This is a genomic window from Mesorhizobium sp. 131-3-5 (assembly GCF_016756575.1).
In the GTDB taxonomy this organism is placed as follows: Bacteria; Pseudomonadota; Alphaproteobacteria; order Rhizobiales; family Rhizobiaceae; genus Mesorhizobium; species Mesorhizobium jarvisii.
On sequence record NZ_AP023254.1, the window covers coordinates 5,074,344 to 5,099,420 of the forward strand.

The window sequence follows — 25,077 nt, forward strand, 5'->3', positions numbered from 1 at the left end:
TCTCCCCATGCGCGCGGTGCGTCCGCGCAACCTATCCTGCCAGCCTTGCCACCGGAAGCGGGTCCGCGCAGCCATCTTGTTCCACGACCACACCTGGAACTTAACCGACACCGGTCCGTTTGTTCCCGGCGGACGAATTGCCCCGAATTCAAACTCCCGGGAGATGCGGAACATGGTGAACAAGGATCAGGTCGCCGGTCTGGCCAAGCAGGTCAAGGGCTCGGTCAAACAGGCTGCCGGCAAGGCGACCGGCAACAGGCGGACCCAAGCCGAGGGCATGGCCGACAAGGTCGCCGGCAAGGTGCAGAAGGCCTATGGCGACGTGAAGGACAAGGTCAAGAAGGCGTTCTGATCCCGCATCGAGACATGTCGTGGCCTTTCGGAAAGGCGGCCGCCAAGGGCCGCCTTTTTCACGTGCTCCAGCCCTTGCTGAAGGCGTTGGTGAAGTTGACCCCGCCTTGGTCGTCGGTCGCCTCGCCCAGCGCCACGTCCATGCCATCGCTGGTCACCCGGGCCACGGCGAACCCTCCCATATAAGCGGCCTTCGGCTTGAACAGGTCGAGCCCGTCACGGCGGTAGATCAGCGGTGTGTCATGCTGGTGGCCGTGGAAAATGCCGACGACATTGTAGCCCTTCAGCACCGCCAGCAGCGCCTGTCTGTCGGCCTCGCCCCACCAGTGCGGCGTACCGGCGCCCTTATCGTCGTAGGTGCGCTTGGCGGGATCCCATCGCTCCGTCGAAAACGTGTCCCAGCCGTAGTGCTGGAACAGGATGACGGGGCGGCCATCCGACGCATAGGTCGCCAGATCCTGCTTGAGCCAAGGCAGGCTCGAGTCGGCGCCGTGACCGGTGTCGCCGGTGAAACGATGCGTCTGGACGAGGTGCAGGCCGCCCCAGTCCCATGAATAGCAGTCAGTGTCGACATCGTAGCTGGTGGCCGGCACCGGTGGCTTGAAGAACACGCCGGGGCGGTGGTTGACCTCGACATAGTCGCGCAATTCACGCCGGTACCAGTCGACATGGTGCGGCGGACCGTTCTGGTCGAGATCATGGTTGCCGAGCCCGACATAGACCGGCATGTGGACGCGATCCGGGCCAACGCCTTGGCTATAGCGCTGGCTGAACTGAAGCAGTTGCGTGCCCTCGCTCGGCTGGGTGATCTGGCCACCGCCATCGTCGGTGATGTCGCCGCCGACGACAAGACCGAGCGGCATGCCGATCCGGTTGCCGGCCGAACGCAAGCCGGTGGCGACGCCGTTGATCTCGGCCGGCCAGTGCTTGTCATTGATGGCGTTCAGCGCCGCGACATTGCGCAGCAGCGCGACGTCGGTCTTGCCCTCCTGCTGGCAGTTGGGGCTGAGGCCGCTTGCCATGCGGCAGGCATGGACATCGGCGATGAACAGGAAGGTGGCGTCGATGGGCTGGATGCGCTGCCCGGTCTGGCCGAACGCCGGGCGTGAAAGCGCGCCGGCCGCGGCAAGACCCGCAGCCTGCATCAGAAAGCTGCGACGTGAAAGCAATTTTGGCGACCGGTGATTCATCATCGGCGGAATTTCAGCACAAGCGACGTCCGTCCGTCCAGTTTCGGCAATATCGCGGCTGCCTTGACCATCGACATCGCTATGAACGTCTGCCACTTCTACCTGCGCTTGTATTCGCAAGAAACGGGGAAAGCCATGAAGAGCGCGCTTATCGGCATGGCATTGGCGGTTTTGCTGCCGGCAGGTGTTACGTTTGCCGGTCCATGTGTCGATGCGAAGTCCGCGAAAAACGGGTTCATCCTGGCACGGCCAGGCATTCAAAGCGAGTTTCGGCCCGTCGCCGGCGGGATGATCTCCGTCGCCAACACCTATGAGTCGCAGTCACCGCAAAAGCAGTTCCTGTTCGCTGGCCTGATCGAGGTTTTTCGCGACAGCGACACCGGCCGGCTGGCAGTGATCCCGTTTTTTCCGACCTGCGAAAACTGTTTCCGCTGAAGGCGGGAACCAAGAGCACGATCGAGTTCTTCGAGCTGTCGCCGGACAAGCAGCCGAAGGCCACCAAGACGCTGACCCTGGTCGTCAAGGGCAAGGAAACCTTCGGCCTGGGCGGCTGCAAATACAACGTTCTGGCTGTCAAGGAGACCTTCAAGAACGGAGCCGGCGAGACGCTCGATACGTTCACTGCGCTCTATGCGCCCGATCTGCAGGCGTCCCTTGCCCGGCGCTATGATGAAGGCACCAGCGCGGAATCGGTCAACGGCTACGAGACGATCAAGCCGCTGGCCGAGTAGAGGGTCCATGGCGCGCAGAAAGCCTTTGGACTGGTCTGATCAAAAGCGGCTTGGACGGAAGTTCGCAAGCAGCGGATGCTCAATGCCGCTTGCGATCTCGCCGGCAAGCAGCTCGCCCGCGATCAGGCCAAGCGTTGCGCCGCTGTGGCTGAAGGCAACATAATATCCCTGGATATCCTTCAACTGGCCAAAGACCGGCTCGCCGTCTCCGGGGATCGGCTTGGGTCCGACACCGTAGCTTTGCAATTCCAACTTCGGATGTCCCTCGATAACATTCGAGGCTTCGTTGAGAAGCCCCTGAATGGTCGAAGCCTTTACGCTATAGGTGCCGTCCGAATTGACCACCACCTCTTCTTCAGACCAGGCGGAATCGAGCGCGAGGGCTCCGTCCGGCGTCGGCCGGATGGCGACGCGCGGCGTGTTGAGCACGGCCCGAAGGGGCAAGTCGACCGGCTTGGTCCTGACGAGCAGCGCGATCGGCGTCCCATCGGCGATATACTGGCGGGAGTCCGCAACCATTCGCGGCACATCGCCGCCGGTCGCCAGGAGTACCGCGTCGGCAGCAAGGCTGACGCCGCTTGTCGTAGTGACGCCGGTGGCACGACCGTCGACGACCGTGACCGCGGCGCTTCCGGCATCGGTGACCAGTTGCCCGCCACGCTCCACGAACTCCGCAATCAATATCTCGATCAGCGACGGCAGGTCGACCCAGCCCTCGCCGGGATTGAAGATCGCGCCTTGAGGTGTGACGGCGCTTGCTGCGACACCTGGCGTGACTGAGGCTATGGCGTCCGCGGACAGATGTTGCGCGTCATAGCCGAGGTCTTTTTCGTGGGCGAAGACATCGTCGATCTCGTTCGAGGCGTCATCCGCGTCCCATGTCAGGCCACCGTCGAAACGCAGCCAGGCGGCATCCGGGTATCTCGCCGACAGCGTCCGGTAGCGGTCGATACCGATCATGCGCAGGCGATGATATTCAGCCGATCGCTTGCGCGCGGAATTGAGCCAGGCGAGCGAACGGCCGGAGGCTCCCTTGGCGAGCGGTCCATCATTGACCAGGACGGTTTGGATGCCGAGTCTTGCAAGATGAACGGCCGAGGAGACGCCGAAAATGCCGCCCCCGACAACAACGACCTTTGAGACCGAACGTGGTGTAGCCATGGGATGTTCTTTCACTGGTGAGGTTGGATTGGAGCCGTCTCGGGGCTCATGCGCGATCAAAGCACTTCGGCAAGGAAGTGCTTCAGACGCGTACTTTTCGGCGTGTCAAAGATCGCGGCAGGCGTGCCGACCTCGATGACGCGGCCTTCATCCATGAAGGCGACCTGATCGGCGACTTTGCGGGCAAAGCCCATTTCATGCGTCACCACGACCATTGTCATGCCGCGCCGGCCGAGGTCCGCCATCAGGTTGAGAACGCCCTTCACCAGTTCGGGATCGAGAGCGCTCGTCACCTCGTCAAACAGGATGACCTCCGGGTCCATTGCCAGCGCACGGGCGATTGCCACACGCTGCTGCTGTCCGCCGGAAAGACCGCCGGGACGATGGTGTTTGCGGGCGGCAAGGCCAACATCAGCCAGGCGCGCCTCGGCGATGCGCTCGGCCTCCTGCACCGGAATGCCCTTGATCTTGGTCAGCGACAGCATGACGTTTTCCAAGGCCGTGTGATCGGGAAACAGATTGAAATGCTGGAAAACCATGCCGACACGCCGGCGCAGTTTTTCAGGCTTCATTGCCAGTATGCTCGCGCCGTCGAGCAGCACGTCCCCGCCTTTGGGTTCGACCAGGCGATTGAGGCAGCGCAGCAGGGTCGACTTGCCCGACCCTGAGGGGCCGATGACACAGGTGACCGTCCCCGGTTTGACCTTCAGGCTGACCCCCTTGAGGACATCGAGATTGCCATAGGCCATGTCGAGACCGGTGATGGTGAGACTGCCGCCCTTGAAGCGGGGAAGCGCAGCGTTGCCTTCAGGGCCGGCCTCGGAGCGCGGGCGGCTGATGGCGCTCTCCAGTTCGCTCACTTCGGCGAGGCCGCTGGTGACGAGGCCGGCCTTTTGCTTTCCGACGCGCAGCGAATTGTCGATGTAATTGACCACATGGGTCAGCGGCACGGTGATGACGAGATAGAAAACACCGGCCAGAAGCAATGGAGAGAGGTTTCCGGTGACCACCGCCTGGTCCTGACCGACGCGGAAAATCTCGCGCTCCGACGCGAGCAGACCGAGGAAGTAGACAAGGCTCGAATCCTTGACGTTGCCGATGAACTGGTTGACCAGGGCCGGCAAGACGCGGCGGATGCCTTGCGGTATCACGATCAGGCGCATGCCTTGGCCGTAGCTCATGCTGAGCGCCCGGCAGGCCTCCATCTGCCCGCGCTCGACGCTCTGGATGCCCGAGCGGAAGATTTCGCCGATATAGGCGCCGGCGATCAGGCTGAGGGCGAGAATGCCAAGCGGATAGGGCGAAGGGCCAAAGATTTCACGGCCGATGCGGGCAAAGCCCTGGCCTATCAGCAGAATCGTGACGATGGCCGGAAGGCCACGGAAAATATCCGTGTAGACCCGGGCGGGAATGCGCAGCCAACGCGATTGCGAGATGCCCATGACTGCCAGGATCATGCCAAGAATGACACCCAGCACCGTGGACGCGGCCGCAAGGATCAAGGTGTTCTTCAATCCGATGGTGATCATGCTGGGCAGCACGTCCGCCATGGCCTGCCAGTCGAGGAAACTGCGCCGCAAGTTTTCAAGCCAGTCCATTCGCCCGCCTTTCGGTTGCGCTGTCCGCATCGTCCGCCATCAAGCGCGGAAGCGTAGGGTCCGGCCGCCGGCTTTTTCGCCGGCGGCCGCGTGCGGTTACTTCTTCGGGAGATACTGGTCAGGCATCGGCGAACCGGGGAACCACTTCTCGTAGAGCGTCTTCCAGGTTCCGTCCTGCATGGCCGCGTGAAGGGCGGTGTTCAAGGCGCCACGGAACTTGTCATTGCCTTTGCGCACCACGAAGCCGGCCGGGGCATCGAAGGACGGGATGTTGATTGCGATCTTGAGGCCGGGATAACGCTCGCCATACTGCTTGGCGGCCTCATAATCGAGGAAATGCGCGTCGACGGTTCCGTTGTTGAGTGCTGAAACGGCGGAGTTGTTGTCGGGGAATTTGACAAGGTCGGTTCCGACAAAGTTCTTCGCCGCGTAGATTTCCTGGAGCGTCCCCTGCACGACGCCGAGGCGCTTGCCCTTGAGCCCGTCGGCCGACGTGATCGCCTTGTCCGAGGTAAGCACAGAGAGATAGCCCGCAAGATACCCGTCGGAAAAATCGACGGTCTTCTTGCGCGCTTCCGTCGTGCCGATCGCCGCGACCGCGACGTCGAAGCGTCCGTTCGCAACCGAAGGCATCAGCGCCGAGAATTCCTGACCGGTGAAGATCACCTGGTCCGGCTTGAATCCAAGGCGGCTGGCGACGTTGCGGAACAATTCGATGTCGAAGCCGGTGAACGTGCCATCCGCCTGGGTGAAAGCGTAGGGTTTGGCATCGCCCATCGTCCCAACGGAAATGACTTTCGCATCAATAAGACCATAGGGATTGTCATCCGCGGCGGCTCCCGAAGCCAATCCGGCGCCGATGCCCATGGCCAAAAGAGCCACCACACCAATCCGGATCGGTGACATCAACGACTTGAGAATTCCTGTCCTGCTCATGTCTTCTCTCCACTCTGAAGGTCTGTTCTTGTTGGTATTTATGTCGAGCCCGCGCTTGACATCGCCCGCCACCGCGACCGCTGCATGTGCAAGACGTCCCGTTACGCGTACCGGCTCGCAATTTTCTTCAAAGAGACCGGTCTCTTATTGATTGAGACCGGTCTCTTTGATAATCGTTATCGCCAGATTGACCTTCCGTCAACAACTCTTGTAGTCGTTCATCCGATGAAAAGAACCGCGCCCAAGACCCCGTCGATAACGGTGAGCGATGTCGCCCGGGCGGCAAACGTATCAAAAGCGACAGCCGCGCGCGTGCTCGGCGGATACGGCGTCGTCAGCGATACGATCCGCGCGGACGTCATGGCCGCGGCCAAGGCGCTGGACTACCGTCCGAACGAGTTGGCTCGCAGCATGACGACCGGCCGGTCCGGCATCATCGGGGTGGTTGTCGGCGACATCGAGAACCCGTTCTTCAGCCTCGCGGTGCGCGGCATCAGCGATGCGGCAAGGGCAGCCGGGTTCAACGTCATTCTGGCCAATTCCGGCGAGAGAATCGACGTTGAGAAGGCAGCCGTGCGGCTGTTGATCGGCAAGCGCGTCGACGGGCTGATCGTCACGCCATCGGAATCGCGTGACATCTCGCACTTGCGCGACATCCATCGTTCAGGCCGGCCGCTTGCCTTGCTTGACAGGGCGCTGCCCGATCTGGACGTCGATACAGTCACGGTCGACGATCGCGGCATCGCCATGCGGGCGACCCGCATTCTTGTGGATGCCGGACACCGCAACATCGCCTATGTGACCGCGGTCGACGCCGAAGGGCATGAGTACCGCGATCTCGGACAGATCTACACCTCGTCGGTTCGCGAGCGCATCGACGGGTTCCTCACAGTGTGCCGGGATGCCGGGATCGATCGGCCAGAACGCTATGTTCGGCTTGGTGCAACAAGCCCCGCCGAAACGCGCAGGGTGGCCGACGCGGTGCTGACCGGGCCAGATCGGCCGACGGCAATCCTTGCATCCGACAGCGTCATAGCGCTGGAGATATTCAAGGTGATCCGCCAACGCGGCTTGCGGGTTCCCGAGGACATTTCGCTGATCACCTTCCATGATGCGGACTGGACGAGCGTGACAACGCCACCCATTACCGTCATCGACCAGCCCGTCTACGCGCTTGGCAAGAGTGTCGCGGAATTGCTCATCCGGCGGTTGAAGGGAGATCCGCGCCCTGCGGAAAGGCTCATTCTGCCAACATCGATCTTCGAGCGCGGGTCGGTTGGCCCGCCCTCGAACGCCATCGTCAAGCGCGCGTAGCTGCGGCTCAGGCTTGGCCGAGTGCCGCCAGACAGTCGCGCAATGGGCCTGCGTCCTGCGCCGTCTTGGCCATTGACATGGCGCCGGAATAGCTGGCGACGGCAAGTGCCGCAAAATGCTGGGGATCGATGCCTTGCTCCCTGCCCTCCTGCTGGTCGGCTTTGATCTTGTCGGCGATCGCCTGGCGCCAGGCCGCGAAGATGCCGGCAAGGGCAGCGCGGAAATCCGGATCGGCGAGCGACAGTTCATGCGCCAGATTGTTGAGCGGGCAGCCGCGCACGAAACCCTGCTGCTCGAGTTCCGCCGCGACAGCCTCGAACACGGCCCGCACCCCTTCGCGCGCCGAAGCCGCCGTCTTTACCGGCGCGATCCATGTCGCCTCGACCGCTGCCGCCACGCGCTCTTCGATCACCGCCATCGCCAGCGCCTTCTTGGTCGGGAAGTGATGATGCAGCGCGCCGCCGCTGACCTTAGCCGCCGCCATCAGGTCGCCGAGGCTGGACGCGTGATAGCCGCGCGCCTGAAACGCGGCCTCGGCCACATCGAGCACTTTCCGGCGCATACCTTCGGGGTCGTTGACGCGGTTTCTTGGCCTTGGGCCTGGTCGATTGGTCATCTCTGCTGACATTGCGCGACAATAGCAAGTTGACAAAACAGGACAACCGGTTTGTTTATAAACAGGATGATCACCCTGTTTTTGGAGACTGCCGATGAACCTGCCCCGGAACGCCGCTCCGCAGGCCGCAATGCTTGCCTCACCCGTCGTCGAGTTGAGGCAGTACACCTTGAACCCAGGGCAGCGCGAAACGCTGATTGCCCTCTTTGACCGGGAATTCATCGAGAGCCAGGAGGCGACTGGAATGACTGTCATCGGCCAGTTCAGCGATCTGGACCGTCCGGACATGTTCGTCTGGCTGCGCGGCTTCGACAGCATGGATGTCCGCAAGGAGGCGCTGGCCGCCTTCTACGACGGCCGGGTCTGGACAGCGCACCGCGACGCGGCCAATGCGACGATGATCGATTCCGACGATGTGCTGTTGCTGAAGCCGGCATGGCCGGGCGCAGGCTTCGACCTGTCAAGGCTTCAGCGGCCGGCTTCTGCCGAGCAGGAAAACTCCAGCAATGAGAACCGTTTGGGCGGTATTGTTGTCATCCGGATTCATCATTTGCGATCGGAAGCAGAGACCGAATTCGCCAGTCGCTTCGCGGTGGAGGCGGCACCCATGATGAAGGCGCACGGCGTACGCCTGCTCGCCGCCTTTGTCACGGAACATGCTCAAAACAGTTTTCCGCGGCTGCCGGTGCGGGCCAGCGAAAACGTCTTCCTTTCCATCGCCCGGTTCGACGGCACCGAGGCGCATGCAAGCCAGGAAGCCGCCCTCGCCGCCGCGCCGGCATGGCAGGCCTTCTGGCAAACCGCTCATCTTGATCTGGCCAAACCAATCGAGACCTTGCGGCTGTCGCCCACGTCGCGATCCCTGGTCGGGCGTTAGAGCAATTCCAGGAAACGTGTGAACGGTTTTCCGTCCGGAATTGCGTCAAAACGAAGATTTAGAGCAGTCCGCCGTTTCCGCGAAACGGTGAACTGCTCTAGGCTTCGAATGCCTCGATGATGGCCCGAGCGACAAAGGCCGGGTTCTCCCAATGCGGGTTGTGGCCACATGCCTCGGCACGCAAGAGGCGTGCCCCCGCCAGGCAACGCGACAGCGCCTGCTGGTGCGCCTCGCCAAACAGCGGGTCGCAGGCGCCGGCGATGATCAGCGTTGGGGTCCGCACCCCCTGCGCCGCACTCGTCAGGTCGGCGCGGCGGATCTCTTCCAGGATGGCGTGCCAGCGCGCCGCGGGCATAGCCGACGCGTCTTTCGCCAGGCCGGCGAGAAATGGCTGGGGCACGCCGGGCCGGCAGTCATGCCACCAGTCATAGAACGGGTCGGTCGGCGATATCGGGTCGCGCAAGGCCTGCACGCCCGCGACCAGCGGATGATCCGATGCGAAATCGGGCTTCAACGTGCCGGCCATGACCACCAGTCCGCCGATGAGTTCCTTGTACCGCGCAGCCAAGGCGATGGCCACCATGGCGCCCAACGAATGGCCGACGACAACAGGCTGATCGAGTTGCAAATGCCGGATCAGGGCCGCAATGTCATCGGCGAAGTCGGCGATGCCGAAGCCCTTGCCCGGCGACGACGCGCCATGGCCGCGCAGGTCGGGCATGATCAGCCGGCGGCCGGCCAGATGCGGCGCCAGGAGCGAAAAGCTGCGGCTGGTGTCGGTGAAGCCGTGCACCAGAACCAGCGCCGGCTCGGCGCCCGAGATCTCGACATAGGCGATCTCCAGGCCGGCTGGATTGATGAATTGCTTGCGATCGGCCCAGGCGTCCTGCTCCGCCCAGGCATCCGGGGCCGCTTCCAGCGTGACCGATGTCACAGGCCGAGCTTCTCCTTGACCGCGGCAAGGCCGGGCTTGCCGTCGAAGGTGGTGACGCCGGCGAGCCAGGCGTCGAGGCGGCCCTTGTTCGCCGTGATCGCCTTCAGCGCCCCGTCCTCCGGCTTCATGCCGTCATTGATGAGGTAACCCATGCCGACATTCTCGAAATCGATGTCGAAGGCGAGGTTTTTGAGGAACTGCGCGACATTGGGGCATTGCTGCAGATAGCCCTTGCGCACCTGCGTCGTCACCGTCGCGGCGCCGAAATTCGGGCCGAAGAACTTGTCGCCGCCGGTCAGATATTTGAAATCATACATGGTGTTCATCGGATGCGGGGCCCAGCCCTGGAAGACGATGAACTGCTTTTCCTTGATCTCATAGCCGACCTCGGAAAGCATGCCGGCCTCGCTCGACTCGACCACGTGCCAGCCATCGAGACCGAGCGATGGATCGGCGATGGCGTCCATCATCAACTGGTTGGAACCGGGCTCGATGCCGTACATCTTCTTGCCGAACTTGTCGGCGAATTTGTGCAGGTCGGCGAAGTCCTTGACACCGGCATCCCAGACATAGGTCGGAACGGCGAAGGTGTATTTTGCGCCCTCGAGATTGACGCGGACATTCTCGACCGAGCCATCCTTCTTGTAGGGCTCGTAATAGGTGACCATGGCCGGATCCCAGTAGCCGAGGAACAGGTCCAGATCGTTGTTCTTCATGCCTTCGTAGATGACGTTGATGCCGAGCACCGAGCTTTGCGGCTGGTAGCCGAGCGCATCGAGCAGGACGTTGGCGACGCCGGTGGTGAAGGCAAGATCGTTCCAGCCCGGTTCGGCCATGCGGACCGCCCTGCACTGCTCGGCCTCGGCTGCCTGAGCCGCATGAACACCCAGCGTCAGGGCTGCAATACAGACGCCATTTGCAAGCATGCGGACCATTTAGATTCTCCTCGTCATCAGTCATTTTGACCAATCGGTCTTTTTATTGTCCCGCCGGTCAATTCTTGATCTGCGCGGACGAAAATGTCAACGTGGATTTGCAATGCCTGGATGGAAGCCGTGAAACTCAAGCGTCTCAGCGACATACGCCGCAAGGAGTTGCGGCAGGCCGCCTTCGCGGTGCTGGAGCGCGAAGGCATTGCGGGTGCTACCCTGGAAAAGGTGGCCGCCCATGCCGGCGCCTCCAAGGGCATCGTGCTGCACTATTTCCGCAACAAGCAGGAACTGTTCGAGCATGCGATGCGCGAGGCCAACGCCGTGCTGCGCGACGCCGTCGTCGCCCGGCTTCGCCAGGCGCGCACGCCGATGGAACGGCTCGACGCGGTGATCGACGGTAATTTCGAGGAACATCTGTTCCTGCCGCCTCTTTGCCATGCCTGGCTTTCGCTGTGCGCCGAGGTGCCGCGCGACGAGAAGCTGGCGCGTATCCAGAAGGTGCTGCACGCGCGTATGCGTTCGAACTTGTTGTCCGGCCTGCACGGCCTTGCCTTGCCCGGCGAAGCCGACGAAATCGCGCTTGGCGTCACCGCGCTGATCGACGGGCTTTGGCTGCGGCTCGGCCTGGAACCAGGCAGCGTCTCGCGCGAACAGGCGATCCGCCAGGTCAAGGATTTCGTCGCCGCGCGCCTGGCCATGCACCAGCCTGCGACCGTCGGCGCGTAGACCTGCCCTGGCTGCCAGCTGGCCGTACTTGTCCCATCCGAGCACCGGCAGCCGGAGAAGTTCATACCGTGGGATAGGCCGGCTGCTTGACCAGGCCCGCGACTATGCAGTGCTCTGGCATTAGCCAAGGCGATTTCGGAGTGCCCGATGAGACTTCTGGACAAGCGCACACTGGTGACCGGCGGCTCGGACGGCATCGGCCTGGCAATCGCCGAGGCGTTCCTGCGAGAGGGCGCCAATGTCCTGATCGTCGGCCGCGACATCGGCAAGCTCGAAGCCGCGCGTCAGAAGCTGGCCGCCCTTGGCTCGCCCGGCGCGGTGGAGACGTTATCCGCCGATCTTGCCGCCGGCCCCGGCATCGCGGCCGTCGTCGAGCGGGTGAAAGCATCCGGCCGGCCGCTTGACGTTCTCGTCAACAATGCCGCTGTCGCCTACCTCGTGCCGTTCGAGAGCGTTAGCGAGGCGCAGTTTCAGCACTCCTTCGCGCTCAATGTAACGGCACCGTTCTTCCTTGCCCAAGGGCTGCTACCGCATTTCGGCGCCGGTGCATCCATCATCAACATCTCCTCCTATTTCGCCAGCAAGATGATCCCGAAGCGGCCATCGAGCCTCTATTCCCTGTCCAAGGGCGCGTTGAACTCGCTGACCAGATCGCTGGCCTTCGAGCTCGGCCCGCGCGGCATCCGCGTCAACGCCATCGCGCCCGGCACGCTCGACACCGCCATGCGGCGCAAGACCGTCGACAACCTGCCGGTCGAGGCAAAGGCCGAGCTGAAGGCCTATGTCGAACGCAGCTATCCGCTGGGCCGCATCGGCCGCCCGGACGACCTCGCCGGCATGGCGGTTTATCTCGCCAGCGACGAGGCGGCCTGGACGAGCGGTGGCATTTTCGCGATCGACGGCGGGTACACGGCGGGGTGAGCTACCCGGCCGCTAGGCGCCGACAATTTCAGTGGCGACGCTTTCCAGAAATCCAAGAGCCCCTATCGCCTCCAGGATCTGGTTGCGAACCCAGCGATGAGGCGGCTCGTCGTCGTGGCGCGCGTGCCAGTACATCCTGACTTCAGGAACAGCAATGGGAAGTGGCGGTTCAAAGATGACGAGGGGCAAAGTCTTCGCGGCCCAAACCGCGAACTGCCTAGGAACCGCGGCGAGGTAGTTTCCGTTTGCCACTGCCAATGCGACAGCCTGAAAGTGCGGCAGTGCCAGGCTTACACGACGCGTTCGCCCGATCTTGCGAAGCGCCTCGTCGGTGGAGCCCGACATCGAGCCATCGATAGAGCGAAGGACGTGCGGCAACTCGCAGAAAAGCTCGATCGGCAGAGGCTCGCCTTCCGCGATCCCCGCCTGCCTGATCGCAGCGTTGTCGTCCGCGGCGATGACAGCGAATGGTGAATGGAACAGGGGCGTGCTTGAGACCCAGTCGGAGACCTCCAGCGGACGCTCGAGCGCTGCGTCGATTTCATCGTCCTGAAGCAGCCGCGAAACGTCGCCGCGAGCACTGTCCAGAAAGCGGAACGACACGCGAGGCGCTATCACAGCGATGCGTGCCGCCAGAAACGGCATCAGCAGCATGGAGAAGAAGTCTGCCCCCATGAGCGTGAAGGTTCGGTCGAGTTCCGCCGGTTCGAAGTTTCTTGACGACTGGAAGACACGTTCGATTTCGCGAAGTGCCGCGCGCAACGGCTCCGCAAGGCTCTCGGCGCGCGGCGTCGGCATCATTTCATTGCCGCGTCGCACGAACAACTGGTCGTTGAGGATATACCGCAAGCGATTGAGCGCAGCGCTGACGGCTGGCTGGCTGAGGCCGATCTGCTCGCCGGCACGCGTGACGCTTCTTTCCCGCAGGAGTGCGTCGAACACCTTGACGAGATTGAGGTCGAGCGCGTTCAAATTCATCAGATCAATTCGCCCCATACGATCATTCGATTTCCGTTGCCGGCATGTCTTTGGTTAGGTCGTCGTCGGCACAGCCCAGTCGGCACAGGCAACAGAAGGATCAGACAGCCATGACAATGACCCCCGGGACCATCACAGGCAAGGAACTCCTCTGGTTCAACAACACGCTTGTCGCGATCCACGTCTCATCGACCGCAGGAGAAGACGGCATCTGCGTCGTCGAGCATCGCATGCCTTACGGCGACTCTCCGCCGCTGCATGTGCATCGTCGGGAAGACGAAGTGTTTCACATCCTGGACGGAAGATTGCGCTTTCAGATCGACGGCCGCGAACGCATCGCGGACGCCGGCGAAACCGTCATTGCACCGAAAGGCCTGCCGCACACCTACCGGGTTGAGTCGCGCGAAGGGGCGAACACCCTGACCATCACACGCGGTGCGGATTTCGAAACGCTTCTGCGTCAGGCGGGCCGCCCCGCCAAACAGCCGGAGTTGCCGCCGCAAATGGAACCGACGCCGGAACTCATCGCGGCACTGGTGCAGCTCTGCGCAAAGAATGGCATCGACGTTGTTGGTCCGCCGCTAGAGCAGGATGATTTCAGGTCGAATCGACCTGAAATCTGAATCTGCCTCTAACTCAAAGAGATAGAGGCGGATGTCATCCGAAAACCGCTTCACACTTTTCGGCATCATGCGCTGGCCTGATTGGTCGTTCAGGACATTCACCTCGGCAAGCCGACGCGCGCCTCCGCACTCTTTCCTTACGGGAGAAGGCGGAGGCGTTCCTTCAACCGATTTGCATCCGTCTCGCGCGCAATCTCCGCTTGAAGCCATTTGTGCAACGCGATACGCCGTTGCCGACTTCGACAAGGAGAGACCCGTGACCGCTGCAAAGACCAGAACCGAAACCGATACGTTCGGCCCCATCGAGGTTGCCGCCGACCGTTATTGGGGCGCCCAGGCGCAGCGTTCCCTGGGTAATTTCAAGATCGGCTGGGAAAAGCAGCCGGCTTCGATCGTGCGTGCGCTGGGAGTGGTCAAGCGCGCCGCGGCCGAAGTGAACATGGAGATGAAGCGGCTCGATCCGGTCGTCGGCAAGGCGATCGTCGACGCCGCCCAGGAAGTGATCGACGGCAAGCTCAATGATCATTTCCCGCTGGTGGTCTGGCAGACCGGCTCGGGCACGCAGTCCAACATGAACGCCAATGAGGTGATCTCCAACCGGGCGATCGAGATGCTGGGCGGGGCGATGGGCTCGAAGAAGCCGGTGCACCCAAACGACCACGTCAATATGAGCCAGTCGTCGAACGACACCTATCCGACGGCCATGCATATCGCCTGCGCAGAGCAGGTCGTCCATCATCTCATCCCGGCGCTGCATCATCTGCACAAGGCGCTGGACGCCAAGGCCCGGGCCTACAATCACATCATCAAGATCGGCCGCACCCATACGCAGGATGCCACGCCGCTGACGCTGGGCCAGGAATTTTCCGGCTATGCGGCGCAGGTCGCCTCGTCGATCAAGCGCATCGAAATGACGCTGCCCGGCCTGCAGGAACTGGCGCAAGGCGGCACCGCCGTCGGCACCGGCCTTAACGCGCCAGTCGGTTTTGCTGAAAAGGTGGCCGATCGCATCGCCGCCATCACCGGCATCGCTTTCGTCACCGCGCCGAACAAGTTCGAGGCGCTCGCGGCACATGATTCCATGGTGTTCTCGCACGGCGCCATCAGCGCGGCGGCGGCAGCACTCTTCAAGATCGCCAACGACATCCGCTTCCTCGGTTCAGGCCCGCGCTCGGGCCTCGGCGAATTGTCGCTGCCGGAAAACGAACCCGGCTCCTCGATCATGCCGGGCAAGGTCAATCCGACCCAGTGCGAGGCGATGACGCAGGTCTGCGTACAGGTGTTCGGCAACAATGCGGGGCTGACCTTCGCGGGCAGCCAGGGCCATTTCGAGCTCAATGTCTACAATCCGCTGATGGCCTACAACTTCCTGCAGTCGGTGCAGTTGCTTGCCGATGCATCGGTCTCCTTCACCGACAATTGCGTCGTCGGCATCGTCGCGCGGGAGGACAATATACGGGAATCACTGAACCGCTCGCTGATGCTGGTGACGGCGCTGGCGCCTACCATCGGCTACGACAACGCCGCCAAGATCGCCAAGACGGCGCATAAGAACGGCACCACGCTGCGCGAGGAAGCGCTGGCCACGGGGCTGGTCAGCGAGGCCGATTATGACCGGCTGGTGCGCCCGGAGGACATGACGCATCCGGGGTAAGGTGCTTTTCGGCGGGAGAATTTACTCCCGCCCCCGCATCACCCGATACGAATTTCGCGCTGTTTCGCCGTTCACGGAAACGGATAACCTGTGAACAATGTGTCGCCGCATCAGCGGCTTTGGTGAACAGTCGGCATCGTCTATCTCAGGGTCATTCAACCCATTCGGAGAGACACCATGTCCATCAACACTTCCGCCGCAGGCGCCGGCACCGCGTCCAACAGCTCTGTCACCATCCTGCTTGGCCGCATCCTGCTCGCGGTCATTTTCCTGCTTTCCGGTTTCGGCAAGCTCACCGCCATTTCCGGCACCGCTGCCTACTTTGGCGGCCTCGGCCTGCCCGCTCCGACCGCAACGGCTGTGGTCGTTGGCCTGATTGAACTGCTCGGCGGCCTCGCCATCCTCGTCGGTTTCCAGACCCGTGTCGCTGCCTGGGTGCTCGCGATCTTCACCGTCGCCACCGGGCTGGTCGCCCATACCGGCTGGGCCGACCAGATGCAGATGATCCAGTTCCTCAAGAACCTCGCCATCACCGGCGGCTTCCTGCTGCTGGCCTCATCGGGCGCCGGCGCCTATTCGATCGACGCCAAGCGCGGCTGAACCTTCCCTCCCAAGCCTCGACAAAGCGGCGCGGAATTTTCCGCGCCGCTTTTTCGTTGTCTGGAATAGCCGGTCCGGTTTCGGCGGAGGCCTCACAGGCGTAGACTTCGGGCAGCCGGCTCGAGCCCAGAGGGCGCCGGCAAGGGAGGTGGCCATGACCCGCGATGCATTGCTTCTGGTTTCGCGACTGCTGTTTGCCGTGCTGTTCGTACCATCCGGCTTCCAGGCGCTCGCCAACATTGCCGGCACATCCGATTATTTTGCCGGCCTCGGCCTGCCGCTGCCGACGCTCGCCGCCTGGGGCACGGGCCTGTTCGAGCTGATCGCCGGCTTGCTGATCCTCATCGGGTTTCAGACACGGATCGTGGCGCTGCTGTTGGCGGCCTTCTGCGTCGTTGCCGGCTTCATCGGCCATCACGGCCAAGGGGCCGGCGATGCGATGCTCGCCTTCCTGCACCAGCAGATGCTGATGAAGGACATTGCGATATCAGGCGGCTTCCTGGCGCTGGCCATGGCCGGCGCCGGCGCCTGGTCGGCGGACGGGCGCGGTTTCGCTATCGGTGCTGACGTAACCTGAGCCTCAGTCAGCAAGAACGCCCTATTTGACCGACACGCTCGGTCCACCCTCCACCGCCAGCACGAGCCTGCGGTTGGTGATCCGAGCCAACTGCGCCAGGCGGCCGGCCGGCCGCTCGCCATAGAGATCGGAGAGCGATGCCGGCAACACCAGCGCCAGCACGCCGTTGGCGCGCTGCTCCCATTTCAGCCTAGGCATGATGCCGGGCATCGAGGCCGTCAGCAGGTAGACCACCCGCATCATCGCCGCCAGCACGCGAGCCCGCTCGAGATAGCGCGGCGTAGCCAGCGCCTTGATTTCAGGTGCGATGGATTCGTTGAAGATGCCGTCGTGACGATAGGCGTTGGCCAAAGCCAGGAAGGCCCGGCCGGGATGGTCGACGCCGAAGAAAGAGGCGTGCGCTATGATGTTGAGCGATTGCCTGCCCCGATATTCCGGGTGCGCGCGCCAGCCGATGTCGGCCAGCAATGCGGCAGCGTGGCGGTAGCGCGCCTCGTCCTCGGTCTCGTCGATGCCGAAGGCCGCGAAGGATTTGGCCGTCCAGTCGACCAATTCATGCGCATGGGTGAACGAGCGCGAGCGCAAACGGGCGAGTTCCTCGGACGCCGAGATCAACGGATCGGCCTTCTGCTCGGCCTCGTCGAGCAGCGAATAGAGGAAGCCTTCGCGCACGCCGAGCGCCGAGACGATGATCTTCGACGGCTGCATCGCCGCCATGATCTCCTGCAGCACGATGGCGCCATAGGGCAGCAGCGAGCGGCGGTTCTTCGAGACGCCCTCGATCCCCTTGACCTTCTCGATCTCGGCCTTGGCCACCTGCTTGAGAAAATTCGTCGCGCTGTCGGCCGACATCTCGTAGTGGTGCATGACGCCAAGCGGGTAGTTGGTCATCTCCATGTGCAGGCGGGCGAGGTTTCGCCAGGTGCCGCCGACGGCGTAGAAGGGCCGGCCCTGCCCGCCTTTCAACAGCTTCGCGCGCGCCAGTTCGTCGCGCGCGATCTTCTGTGCCTGGGCAAGCGAGTTCTTCGCCATGTCCTGCAGGCGCAGGCCGCCGAGCGGCAGCGTTATGCCGTCGCCGATCGCCTCGCCATTGACGTCGACCAGTTCGAGACTGCCGCCGCCCAGATCGCCGGCGATGCCATTGGCCGGGTGGAAGCCGGAGATGACGCCGAGCGCCGAATAGTAGGCTTCCTGGCGGCCGCTGATCACGCGGATCTCGGTCTTGAGGACCTCTTCGGCGCGATGGATGAAATCGGGACCGTTGATCGCCTCGCGCGCGGCTGCCGTGGCCAAGACATACATATGCTCGGCGCCCGCCTGATCGGACAGCGCGCGAAAGCGGCGGAACTCTTCCATCGAGCGGGTCACCGCCTCGGGGTCGAGCTTTCCGGTCGAAACGATGCCACGGCCAAGACCGGCGAGCATCTTTTCGTTGAACAGCATGGTCGGCGAGCGCGCCAGCCCCTCATAGACGACGAGGCGGATCGAATTCGACCCGATGTCGATGATGGATAGCGGTCGGCGGTCCTGCAGCCGGCCCTGGGAATCAGACAGCATCAGGTGGACGCTGCAGCGTTCTTCTTGCGGCGCTTGAACTGCGCAATGCGCTTGGGCGCGTGCGACTTCAGCGCGTCACCCCGTCCCGACAGGCTCGGATTGGTCATGAAATATTCCTGCGCGTTGAACGGTTCCTCGCCCTCCTCAAGCACCACGCGCCGGGAGGTTCCATCAGCCAATACGTCGAAACTTTGCTGATTGTCCATGATATTGCCCAGCATGATCTGGCCCAAAACCTGTTCATGCACAGTTGGATTGGTGATCGGCACCATGGTCTCGACGCGACGGTCGAGATTGCGCGGCATCAGGTCGGCGGAGGAGATATAGACGATCGCCTCGTCTGAGGGCAGGCCATAGCCATTGCCAAAACAATAGATGCGGCTGTGTTCGAGGAAGCGGCCGACGATCGACTTGACCCTGATGTTTTCCGACAGGCCCGGCACCTGCGGCCGCAGGCAGCATATGCCGCGCACGACGAGGTCGATCTCAACCCCGGCGCGGCTGGCATCATAGAGCGCGTCGATGATGATCGGGTCGACCAGCGCGTTCATCTTCATCCAGATGCGCGCCGGCTTTCCCTCCAGCGCATGGGCGACTTCGTCGGAAATGTGCTGCAGGATGCGGTTGCGCAGCGTGAATGGCGAGATAGCCAGCCGCATTTCGGCGGTCGGCTCGGCATAGCCGGTGATGAAATTGAACAGCTGGGCAACGTCGCGGGCGATCGTCGGATCGGTGGTGAAGAAGGACAGGTCGGTGTAGATACGCGCGGTGACCGGATGGTAGTTGCCGGTGCCCAGATGCACGTAGTTGCGCAGCTTGCCGTCCTCGCGCCGCACCACCAGCGACATTTTCGCGTGGGTCTTCAATTCGAGGAATCCGAACACGACCTGCACGCCTGCGCGCTCGAGGTCGCGCGCCCAGCGGATGTTGGCCTCCTCGTCGAAGCGCGCTTTTAGCTCGACCAACGCGGTCACCGACTTGCCGGCTTCGGCCGCGTCGACCAGCGCGCGCACGATCGGGCTGTCGTTGGAGGTTCGGTAAAGGGTCTGCTTGATCGCCACCACTTCGGGATCGGCCATGGCCTGGCGCAGGAACTGCACGACGACGTCGAAGGATTCGTAGGGGTGGTGGACGATGATGTCCTTCTCGCGGATAGCGGCAAAGCAGTCACCGCCATGCTCGCGGATGCGTTCGGGAAAGCGGGGATTGTAGGGCGTGAATTTCAGGTCGTCGCGGGGAACAGCGACGATCTCGGAGATCTGGCTGAGCGCCAGCGGACCGGTCAAGACGCTGATGCGGCTCGACGAGACGCCGAGCTCGCCGGCCACGAAATCGCGCAATTCCCCAGGCATCAGCCTGTCGAACTCGATGCGGATCACCGAGCCACGGCGCCGCCGCTTAAGCGCCGTCTCGAACAGGCGCACCAGATCTTCCGACTCTTCCTCGACCTCGATATCGCTGTCGCGGATGATACGGAATGTGCCGGAGCCCTTGACCTCGTAGCCGGGGAACAGCTTACCGATATAGAGACCGACCGCCTCCTCCAGCGGGATGAAGCGAACATGGTGCTTGCGATCGGGAAGCCGGATGAAGCGCTTCAGCGCCACCGGCAGGCGCAGAAGCGCGCTCATCTCCTCGCCATTCTTGCGGTGGCGCAGCTGCAGCGCCATCGAGAAGCCGAGGTTGGGAATGAACGGGAACGGATGCGCCGGGTCGATCGACAGCGGGGTCAGCACCGGAAACACCTGGTCCTGGAAATGCTCTTCCAGCCAGACCTTCTCGTCCTTGGTCAGCGCATCGCGCGTAATGCTCTCGATGCCTTCCTTGTTGAGCAGCACCGTCAGAGCCGAAAGGCTCTTCTGCTGATCTTCCTGCAGCCGCTCGACCTCGCGCAGCAGCTGTTCGAGCTGCTGTTCGGGGGTGCGGCCGTCGGGGCTTTTCAGCGTGATTCCTTCGCGCACCTGGCCGGCGAGGCCGGCAACGCGCACCATGAAGAATTCGTCGAGATTGGCCGCCGAGATCGACAGGAAGCGAACGCGCTCCAGCAGCGGATGGTGGGTGTTCAGCGATTCCTCGAGAACGCGACGATTGAATTGCAGCCAGGAAAACTCACGGTTGACGAAGCGATCCGGGTTGCCGCCCTCTGAACTGGCCACCTCGACATTGACGAATTCGCTCTGCACCGGCTTCAGTTCGTTCATTGTCCCTGCCCACAACCGTTCCCTTGGAGCGCCGCCAGATGGCGATGAACGCTCTAACATGCCTTCGTAAAGCGTTATCAGTCGCGGAATCGCTTGGCATCCGCGGTCACACGCTTAACCGGCTCAACTTATCCTCTGACAGGCTTTTGCGACAGTTTCATTTCATCGATCTTGCAAAGAGACCTGTTATGATCCAGATGCATGCGAGACTGCGTTAAGGAGACGACGATGGCAGGCGGTTCCATTCCCCATTTCCAGAACGATGCCGGCCATCCGGCGATCGACATCGGGGTCAAGGAATTCATGTGCACGGGCGCCAATCCGCCTTTCGACCACCCGCATGTGTTTCTCGACATGGGCGACGACAATGAAAAAGTCTGCCCCTATTGCTCGACGCTCTATCGCTACTCGCCGAAGCTGAAGGCAACGGAAACGCTGCCGGCAGGCTGCCTCTACATCGACCAGGCCGCTTGATTCTTTCCCGACGGACCTGATGGACGACCAGCGCTCCCGGCAAATCGTCATCGCCGGAGCGGGCGTCGCCGGGCTGACCGCGGCACTTGCTTTTGCCAGACGCGGCTATCCCGTGCAGGTGTTCGAGCAAGCGCCGCGCCTGGAAGCCGTAGGCGCCGGCCTCCAGCTTTCTCCCAACGCGACACGCATCCTGCGTGACCTCGGCGTGCTCGACCGGCTGCTGCCGGCGGCGGTGCGGCCGGAGGCCGTGATGCTCAAGGATGCCAGGACGTTACGCCAATTGGCGCGTGTGCCGTTGGGACAATCGGGTGAAAGCCGCTGGGGCGCTCCCTATCTCGTCGCGCACCGGGCAGATCTGCAGAGTGCGCTGATGGCGTGTGCGGCAGAGATGCCTGATATCCATCTCACGCTCGGGGCGCGCGTCGAAAAAATTGCGACTGGCAGCCGTGGTGTGACGGCGACCGTCGAGATCGGCGGCAAGACGGCAGAGGAACAGGGCTCCTTGCTGGTCGGCGCCGATGGCGTCTGGTCGTCGGTACGCGGGCTTGTCGATGCAAAAAGGATGGCATCGCCAAGAAGCCGTTTTTCGGGAGAGCTGGCCTGGCGCACCACCGTCGCGGCCGACAGCGGTGCCGGGCAAGCCTTTGCCGCGATCGGCGCGGCCGATTGCGTCACGACTTTCCTGCATCCGGGTTTCCATATGGTCGCCTATCCCGTCAGCAAGGGCGACGCCTTCAATCTCGTCGCGTTCACCAAAGGCGAGCGCATCGCCGAGGGGTGGTCCGGCCGTGCCGATCCCGGCATCCTCGCCGCCGCCATGCGCGGCACCGCGCCAGGACTCGTGAAGCTGGTGGAACAGGCCGGCCCGTGGCTGACCTGGCCGCTGCATACCGTGGAGCAGAAGCAGCCCTGGACAATGCCAGCCGGCATCGCGCTGATCGGCGATGCCGCGCATGCGATGACGCCGTTCGCTGCACAGGGCGCGGCAATGGCGATCGAGGATGCAGCGACGCTCGCCACTCTGGTCACCGACTTTCCCGCCGATCCGCGACAGAGCCTCACCATCTGGGAAAATCTGCGGCGGCCGCGCGTGGAGAGGGTCCTCAAGCGCGGTGCGCTCAACCGGCTTGCCTGGCACGCCCGAGGTCCGGTGGCACTGGCCCGCAATGTGGTGCTGGCGGCACGGCCTGCGGAGAAGCTCGCCGCCGACCTCGACTGGCTTTATGGCTGGGAGGAGCAGAGGGTCGTCAGGCGGTAGGACGTCGACTCTGATCTAGTCGCATGGTTCAAGGGGCGCGAGCCCGATGGTCGCGGTTATCAAAGCGCGATCAATAAGGCATTGCGCGAATATGTGATGAAGCAGGACCGTAAAGCCGATTAGCTAATTATACAGCCGCAACGACCATCCCAGCGACACCGGCAACGGGTTCCACCAGCCGGTCCGCAGGCCGGCGGTGCGCAACGCGGCGGCGGTCCAAGTGTTGCAGCCGACCAGTGCGTTGAAATGACCGTTCGCCTCGTAGAAGCGGTCGAAGCTGGAGTAGGCCGCATTCTCGATGACGATCGGGCCGCCAGGCCCCTGCTGAAAACTGGCTGCGATAAAATCAAGCAAGGCCGTGAACTGATCATCACCAATGTCGAAGCCGGCGACATCGGGATGCGGTTCGACGATAGCGCCGGCGACATCGACATGCATGACCGAGGCGTCGAGGGTCAGCGCCTTCATCACCGGAACGGCCTTGAGCTGCGACCACGTCGGTGTTTCCAGATAGAAGGCGCGGCCGCCCCAGCCGAAGACGATGTAGCGCACCTCGGGCGCATCTGACGGCAGCCCGGCGTCCACCAGGAAGTGGAAGCGCTTGCGTACGGCGTCGTCCACTGGAATGGCGATATCGGTATGGATCGGGTTCTTCAGCACCAGTATATGCCGCGTGCCCTCGCCCGCCGACGCCGCCGGCCAGAGCGGGCGCGGCACCAGCGTGCCGAGGGTCGCCGCAAGCACGATCGCGGCCAGCACCATGGAGAGGAAACGCAGGACTTTTCTCATCGATGACGCCCCCGCCGCCAATCGCATCACCCGTTCCACAAGCAAAGAGCCCGGCCGCGTTGCGGCCGGGCTCTTGCGCTCAGTTTGGAACCGCTCAGTGCAGGATCTGGCTGAGGAACAATTTCGTGCGCTCGTGGCGCGGGTGGTCGAAGAACTCGGCCGGCGTGTTCTGCTCGACGATCTGGCCCTGATCCATGAAGATCACCCGGTTGGCGACCTTGCGGGCAAAGCCCATTTCGTGGGTGACGCACAGCATGGTCATGCCTTCCTCGGCCAGACCAACCATGGTCTCCAGCACTTCCTTGATCATTTCCGGGTCGAGCGCCGAGGTCGGCTCATCGAACAGCATGATGCGAGGGTTCATGCACAGCGAACGCGCGATGGCCACGCGCTGCTGCTGGCCGCCGGACAGCTGGCCCGGATATTTGTTGGCCTGCTCCGGGATTTTCACGCGCTTGAGGAAATGCATGGCGATTTCCTCGGCCTGTTTCTTCGGTGTCTTGCGCACCCAGATCGGCGCAAGCGTGCAGTTCTCCAGGATGGTCAGATGCGGGAACAGGTTGAAGTGCTGGAACACCATGCCGACCTCGCGGCGCACCTCGTCGATCTTTTTCAGATCGTTGGTCAACTCCTTGCCATCGACGATGATCTTGCCCTTCTGATGCTCTTCCAGCCGGTTGATGCAGCGGATCATCGTCGATTTGCCGGAGCCCGACGGGCCGCAGATGACGATGCGTTCGCCGCGCATCACTTTGAGGTTGATGTCCTTCAGCACATGGAACTCGCCATACCATTTGTGCATGGCGATGATGTCGATGGCGACATCGGTGGTCGAGATGTGCATCTTGGCGGCGTTGACCTTGATCTCTTCGGCGCTGACGGCGTTTTCGGTGGCCATGACGGGTCCCCTTATTCTTTTGTTAGCGTTTGTGGCCGGTGTCGAGCCGGCGTTCGGTGTACATTGAATAGCGCGACATGCCGAAGCAGAACAGCCAAAAGACAAAGGCGGCGAAGACGAGACCGGATTTTGCGGTCTGCGCCGTTGCCCAGTTGGCGTCGGAAAAATTCTGCTTCACGATACCGAGCAGGTCGAACATCGAGATGATGAGGACCAGGCTGGTGTCCTTGAACATGCCGATGAAGGTGTTGACGATGCCGGGAATGACAAGCTTCAGCGCCTGCGGCAGCACGATCAGTCCCATCTTCTGCCAGTAACCGAGGCCGAGCGAATCGGCGCCCTCATACTGGCCTTTCGGAATAGCCTGCAGCCCGCCGCGCACCACTTCGGCCATGTAGGCGGCGGCAAACAGCGACACGCCAATCAGCGCCCGCAAATATTTGTCGAAGGTGACGCCGGCCGGCAGGAACAGCGGCAGCATGACGCTGACGAAGAACAGAACGGTGATCAGCGGGATGCCGCGCACGGCTTCGATGAAGACCACGCACAACATCTTGACGATGGGCATCTTGGAGCGCCGGCCGAGCGCCAGCACGGTTCCCAGCGGCAGCGACACCGCGATGCCGACGAAGGAAAGGCTCAGCGTGATCAGCAGCCCGCCCCAGCGCGAGGTTTCGACATGCGGCAGGCCGAATACGCCGCCGACCAGCAGGAAGAACGAGACGATCGGCAGTACCAGGAACAGCAGGATGGCGTTCAATCCCTTGCGCGGCACACGCGGGATCAGCATCGGCACCAGCAGCGCGGTGAACAGGATGGCGACCAAGATCGGCCGCCAGCGCTCCTCGACCGGATAGGTTCCGAACATGAACTGGCCGAACTTGGCATTGACGAAGGCCCAGCAGGCGCCGCTCCAGCCATCCGGCTGAATGCCGCCTTGCGCGACGGTCGCGCAGACGGTGCGGTCCGGCCCTGTCCACACGGCGTTGATGAACGCCCAGTTGATGATCTGCGGCAGAACCCAGGCGACGATGACGATGCCGAGGATCGTGAGGATGGTGTCGCCAACCGAACCGATCAGGTTCCTGCGCACCCAGGCGCCGGGGCCGCTGACGCTGGCCGGTGCAGGCTGCGCCAAGGCCATTTCGGTGCGCACCCAGGACATATCGTGTTCCTGCATG

General features: G+C 62.7%; 25 protein-coding genes and 1 pseudogene. 13 read left to right on the top strand and 13 right to left on the bottom strand.

Features of this window, described 5'->3' with window-relative positions:
• Positions 1-163 precede the first annotated feature (163 nt).
• Positions 164-352 (top strand): CsbD family protein, encoded by a 189-nt coding sequence (locus JG747_RS24940; protein WP_019857418.1) that lies wholly within the window; start codon positions 164-166, stop codon positions 350-352.
• Between the two features lie 58 nt (positions 353-410).
• Here the strand turns inward: JG747_RS24940 and JG747_RS24945 are convergent, their stop codons facing one another.
• Positions 411-1,544, bottom strand: coding sequence for a metallophosphoesterase (locus JG747_RS24945; protein ID WP_069091863.1), 1,134 nt, complete (start codon positions 1,542-1,544; stop codon positions 411-413).
• Positions 1,545-1,604: 60 nt separating this feature from the next.
• Between JG747_RS24945 and JG747_RS37145 the strand changes: the two genes are divergently transcribed.
• The gene (locus tag JG747_RS37145) at positions 1,605-1,976 is read left to right on the top strand and encodes a hypothetical protein (protein WP_244748216.1); all 372 of its coding nucleotides are present in this window, start codon (positions 1,605-1,607) and stop codon (positions 1,974-1,976) included.
• Positions 1,977-2,311: 335 nt separating this feature from the next.
• Here the strand turns inward: JG747_RS37145 and JG747_RS24955 are convergent, their stop codons facing one another.
• From JG747_RS24955 to JG747_RS24965, 3 genes are all read right to left on the bottom strand, one after another.
• Positions 2,312-3,433 carry an NAD(P)/FAD-dependent oxidoreductase gene (locus tag JG747_RS24955; RefSeq protein WP_069091860.1) on the bottom strand — a complete coding sequence of 374 codons (1,122 nt, stop codon included), beginning with the start codon at positions 3,431-3,433 and terminating at the stop codon, positions 2,312-2,314.
• 56 nt (positions 3,434-3,489) lie between these two features.
• Positions 3,490-5,031, bottom strand: coding sequence for an amino acid ABC transporter permease/ATP-binding protein (locus tag JG747_RS37580; RefSeq protein WP_027046698.1), 1,542 nt, complete (start codon positions 5,029-5,031; stop codon positions 3,490-3,492).
• A gap of 96 nt (positions 5,032-5,127) precedes the next feature.
• Entirely contained in the window at positions 5,128-5,967 is an 840-nt protein-coding gene (locus JG747_RS24965) for an ABC transporter substrate-binding protein (protein ID WP_027046697.1), read from the bottom strand.
• A gap of 225 nt (positions 5,968-6,192) precedes the next feature.
• Between JG747_RS24965 and JG747_RS24970 the strand changes: the two genes are divergently transcribed.
• Entirely contained in the window at positions 6,193-7,281 is a 1,089-nt protein-coding gene (locus JG747_RS24970) for a LacI family DNA-binding transcriptional regulator (RefSeq protein ID WP_019857412.1), read from the top strand.
• A 7-nt stretch (positions 7,282-7,288) separates the two neighbouring features.
• Here the strand turns inward: JG747_RS24970 and JG747_RS24975 are convergent, their stop codons facing one another.
• Positions 7,289-7,897, bottom strand: coding sequence for a TetR/AcrR family transcriptional regulator (locus JG747_RS24975; RefSeq protein ID WP_019857411.1), 609 nt, complete (start codon positions 7,895-7,897; stop codon positions 7,289-7,291).
• 94 nt (positions 7,898-7,991) lie between these two features.
• Between JG747_RS24975 and JG747_RS24980 the strand changes: the two genes are divergently transcribed.
• Positions 7,992-8,774 carry an NIPSNAP family protein gene (locus tag JG747_RS24980; protein WP_019857410.1) on the top strand — a complete coding sequence of 261 codons (783 nt, stop codon included), beginning with the start codon at positions 7,992-7,994 and terminating at the stop codon, positions 8,772-8,774.
• A gap of 97 nt (positions 8,775-8,871) precedes the next feature.
• Here JG747_RS24980 and JG747_RS24985 read toward each other — a convergent pair whose 3' ends face one another.
• A complete protein-coding gene (locus JG747_RS24985; protein WP_202360255.1) occupies positions 8,872-9,708 on the bottom strand; it encodes an alpha/beta fold hydrolase in 837 nt (278 codons plus the stop codon).
• Positions 9,705-10,643 carry a choline ABC transporter substrate-binding protein gene (gene choX / locus JG747_RS24990; protein ID WP_019857408.1) on the bottom strand — a complete coding sequence of 313 codons (939 nt, stop codon included), beginning with the start codon at positions 10,641-10,643 and terminating at the stop codon, positions 9,705-9,707. Before choX ends, JG747_RS24985 begins: the two co-directional genes overlap by 4 nt.
• A gap of 84 nt (positions 10,644-10,727) precedes the next feature.
• Here choX and betI point away from each other — a divergent pair, with 84 nt between their 5' ends.
• Together betI and JG747_RS25000 are read left to right on the top strand one after the other, a co-directional pair.
• Positions 10,728-11,366, top strand: a complete 639-nt coding sequence (gene betI / locus JG747_RS24995; RefSeq protein ID WP_202360256.1) for a choline-binding transcriptional repressor BetI — start codon at positions 10,728-10,730, stop codon at positions 11,364-11,366.
• A gap of 147 nt (positions 11,367-11,513) precedes the next feature.
• Positions 11,514-12,287, top strand: coding sequence for an SDR family NAD(P)-dependent oxidoreductase (locus tag JG747_RS25000; RefSeq protein WP_202360257.1), 774 nt, complete (start codon positions 11,514-11,516; stop codon positions 12,285-12,287).
• A 12-nt stretch (positions 12,288-12,299) separates the two neighbouring features.
• Here the strand turns inward: JG747_RS25000 and JG747_RS25005 are convergent, their stop codons facing one another.
• Positions 12,300-13,265: a LysR family transcriptional regulator gene (locus tag JG747_RS25005; protein ID WP_202360258.1), complete on the bottom strand. Its 966-nt coding sequence runs from the start codon at positions 13,263-13,265 to the stop codon at positions 12,300-12,302.
• A 110-nt stretch (positions 13,266-13,375) separates the two neighbouring features.
• Here JG747_RS25005 and JG747_RS25010 point away from each other — a divergent pair, with 110 nt between their 5' ends.
• The 4 genes from JG747_RS25010 to JG747_RS25025 all read left to right on the top strand — a co-directional run bounded on the left by JG747_RS25010 (position 13,376) and on the right by JG747_RS25025 (position 16,719).
• On the top strand, positions 13,376-13,888 hold the full coding sequence (locus tag JG747_RS25010) for a cupin domain-containing protein (protein WP_202360259.1): 513 nt from the start codon (positions 13,376-13,378) through the stop codon (positions 13,886-13,888).
• Positions 13,889-14,144: 256 nt separating this feature from the next.
• Positions 14,145-15,542, top strand: a complete 1,398-nt coding sequence (fumC, locus tag JG747_RS25015) for a class II fumarate hydratase (RefSeq protein ID WP_202360260.1) — start codon at positions 14,145-14,147, stop codon at positions 15,540-15,542.
• Between the two features lie 177 nt (positions 15,543-15,719).
• A complete protein-coding gene (locus JG747_RS25020) occupies positions 15,720-16,142 on the top strand; it encodes a DoxX family protein (RefSeq protein WP_019857403.1) in 423 nt (140 codons plus the stop codon).
• Positions 16,143-16,296: 154 nt separating this feature from the next.
• A complete protein-coding gene (locus tag JG747_RS25025; RefSeq protein ID WP_038646000.1) occupies positions 16,297-16,719 on the top strand; it encodes a DoxX family protein in 423 nt (140 codons plus the stop codon).
• Positions 16,720-16,740: 21 nt separating this feature from the next.
• Here JG747_RS25025 and ppx read toward each other — a convergent pair whose 3' ends face one another.
• Complete coding sequence (gene ppx / locus JG747_RS25030) at positions 16,741-18,276, bottom strand: exopolyphosphatase (protein WP_038645997.1); 1,536 nt, start codon at positions 18,274-18,276, stop codon at positions 16,741-16,743.
• Positions 18,276-20,477, bottom strand: a complete 2,202-nt coding sequence (locus JG747_RS25035; RefSeq protein ID WP_202360261.1) for an RNA degradosome polyphosphate kinase — start codon at positions 20,475-20,477, stop codon at positions 18,276-18,278. The genes ppx and JG747_RS25035 overlap by 1 nt, the downstream gene beginning before the upstream one ends.
• 228 nt (positions 20,478-20,705) lie before the next feature.
• Here JG747_RS25035 and JG747_RS25040 point away from each other — a divergent pair, with 228 nt between their 5' ends.
• The 3 genes and pseudogenes from JG747_RS25040 to JG747_RS37880 form a co-directional block, all read left to right on the top strand.
• Positions 20,706-20,951: a zinc-finger domain-containing protein gene (locus JG747_RS25040; RefSeq protein ID WP_015318409.1), complete on the top strand. Its 246-nt coding sequence runs from the start codon at positions 20,706-20,708 to the stop codon at positions 20,949-20,951.
• 19 nt (positions 20,952-20,970) lie between these two features.
• Entirely contained in the window at positions 20,971-22,209 is a 1,239-nt protein-coding gene (locus tag JG747_RS25045) for an FAD-dependent monooxygenase (RefSeq protein WP_038645993.1), read from the top strand.
• A 42-nt stretch (positions 22,210-22,251) separates the two neighbouring features.
• Positions 22,252-22,332: pseudogene (locus JG747_RS37880) on the top strand (hypothetical protein); the annotation flags it as partial.
• Here the strand turns inward: JG747_RS37880 and JG747_RS25055 are convergent.
• The 3 genes from JG747_RS25055 to JG747_RS25065 all read right to left on the bottom strand — a co-directional run bounded on the left by JG747_RS25055 (position 22,333) and on the right by JG747_RS25065 (position 25,076).
• Positions 22,333-22,998 (bottom strand): TIGR02117 family protein, encoded by a 666-nt coding sequence (locus JG747_RS25055; protein ID WP_202360262.1) that lies wholly within the window; start codon positions 22,996-22,998, stop codon positions 22,333-22,335.
• Between the two features lie 94 nt (positions 22,999-23,092).
• On the bottom strand, positions 23,093-23,842 hold the full coding sequence (locus JG747_RS25060) for an amino acid ABC transporter ATP-binding protein (RefSeq protein WP_031240865.1): 750 nt from the start codon (positions 23,840-23,842) through the stop codon (positions 23,093-23,095).
• Positions 23,843-23,918: 76 nt separating this feature from the next.
• On the bottom strand, positions 23,919-25,076 hold the full coding sequence (locus JG747_RS25065; protein WP_019857397.1) for an amino acid ABC transporter permease: 1,158 nt from the start codon (positions 25,074-25,076) through the stop codon (positions 23,919-23,921).
• Between the last annotated feature and the right edge of the window lies 1 nt (position 25,077).

What these genes read in the sequence shown, in the direction of transcription:
- JG747_RS24940 (WP_019857418.1), top strand. Translation starts at nt 164, where the DNA reads ATGCGGAACATGGTGAACAAGGATCAGGTCGCCGGTCTGGCCAAGCAG.
- JG747_RS24945 (WP_069091863.1), bottom strand. Translation starts at nt 1,544, where the DNA reads ATGATGAATCACCGGTCGCCAAAATTGCTTTCACGTCGCAGCTTTCTG.
- JG747_RS24955 (WP_069091860.1), bottom strand. Translation starts at nt 3,433, where the DNA reads ATGGCTACACCACGTTCGGTCTCAAAGGTCGTTGTTGTCGGGGGCGGC.
- JG747_RS37580 (WP_027046698.1), bottom strand. Translation starts at nt 5,031, where the DNA reads ATGGACTGGCTTGAAAACTTGCGGCGCAGTTTCCTCGACTGGCAGGCC.
- JG747_RS24965 (WP_027046697.1), bottom strand. Translation starts at nt 5,967, where the DNA reads ATGAGCAGGACAGGAATTCTCAAGTCGTTGATGTCACCGATCCGGATT.
- JG747_RS24970 (WP_019857412.1), top strand. Translation starts at nt 6,193, where the DNA reads ATGAAAAGAACCGCGCCCAAGACCCCGTCGATAACGGTGAGCGATGTC.
- JG747_RS24975 (WP_019857411.1), bottom strand. Translation starts at nt 7,897, where the DNA reads ATGACCAATCGACCAGGCCCAAGGCCAAGAAACCGCGTCAACGACCCC.
- JG747_RS24980 (WP_019857410.1), top strand. Translation starts at nt 7,992, where the DNA reads ATGAACCTGCCCCGGAACGCCGCTCCGCAGGCCGCAATGCTTGCCTCA.
- choX (WP_019857408.1), bottom strand. Translation starts at nt 10,643, where the DNA reads ATGGTCCGCATGCTTGCAAATGGCGTCTGTATTGCAGCCCTGACGCTG.
- betI (WP_202360256.1), top strand. Translation starts at nt 10,728, where the DNA reads ATGTCAACGTGGATTTGCAATGCCTGGATGGAAGCCGTGAAACTCAAG.
- JG747_RS25000 (WP_202360257.1), top strand. Translation starts at nt 11,514, where the DNA reads ATGAGACTTCTGGACAAGCGCACACTGGTGACCGGCGGCTCGGACGGC.
- JG747_RS25005 (WP_202360258.1), bottom strand. Translation starts at nt 13,265, where the DNA reads ATGAATTTGAACGCGCTCGACCTCAATCTCGTCAAGGTGTTCGACGCA.
- JG747_RS25010 (WP_202360259.1), top strand. Translation starts at nt 13,376, where the DNA reads ATGACAATGACCCCCGGGACCATCACAGGCAAGGAACTCCTCTGGTTC.
- JG747_RS25020 (WP_019857403.1), top strand. Translation starts at nt 15,720, where the DNA reads ATGTCCATCAACACTTCCGCCGCAGGCGCCGGCACCGCGTCCAACAGC.
- JG747_RS25025 (WP_038646000.1), top strand. Translation starts at nt 16,297, where the DNA reads ATGACCCGCGATGCATTGCTTCTGGTTTCGCGACTGCTGTTTGCCGTG.
- ppx (WP_038645997.1), bottom strand. Translation starts at nt 18,276, where the DNA reads ATGCTGTCTGATTCCCAGGGCCGGCTGCAGGACCGCCGACCGCTATCC.
- JG747_RS25035 (WP_202360261.1), bottom strand. Translation starts at nt 20,477, where the DNA reads ATGAACGAACTGAAGCCGGTGCAGAGCGAATTCGTCAATGTCGAGGTG.
- JG747_RS25040 (WP_015318409.1), top strand. Translation starts at nt 20,706, where the DNA reads ATGGCAGGCGGTTCCATTCCCCATTTCCAGAACGATGCCGGCCATCCG.
- JG747_RS25045 (WP_038645993.1), top strand. Translation starts at nt 20,971, where the DNA reads ATGGACGACCAGCGCTCCCGGCAAATCGTCATCGCCGGAGCGGGCGTC.
- JG747_RS25055 (WP_202360262.1), bottom strand. Translation starts at nt 22,998, where the DNA reads ATGAGAAAAGTCCTGCGTTTCCTCTCCATGGTGCTGGCCGCGATCGTG.
- JG747_RS25060 (WP_031240865.1), bottom strand. Translation starts at nt 23,842, where the DNA reads ATGCACATCTCGACCACCGATGTCGCCATCGACATCATCGCCATGCAC.
- JG747_RS25065 (WP_019857397.1), bottom strand. Translation starts at nt 25,076, where the DNA reads ATGCAGGAACACGATATGTCCTGGGTGCGCACCGAAATGGCCTTGGCG.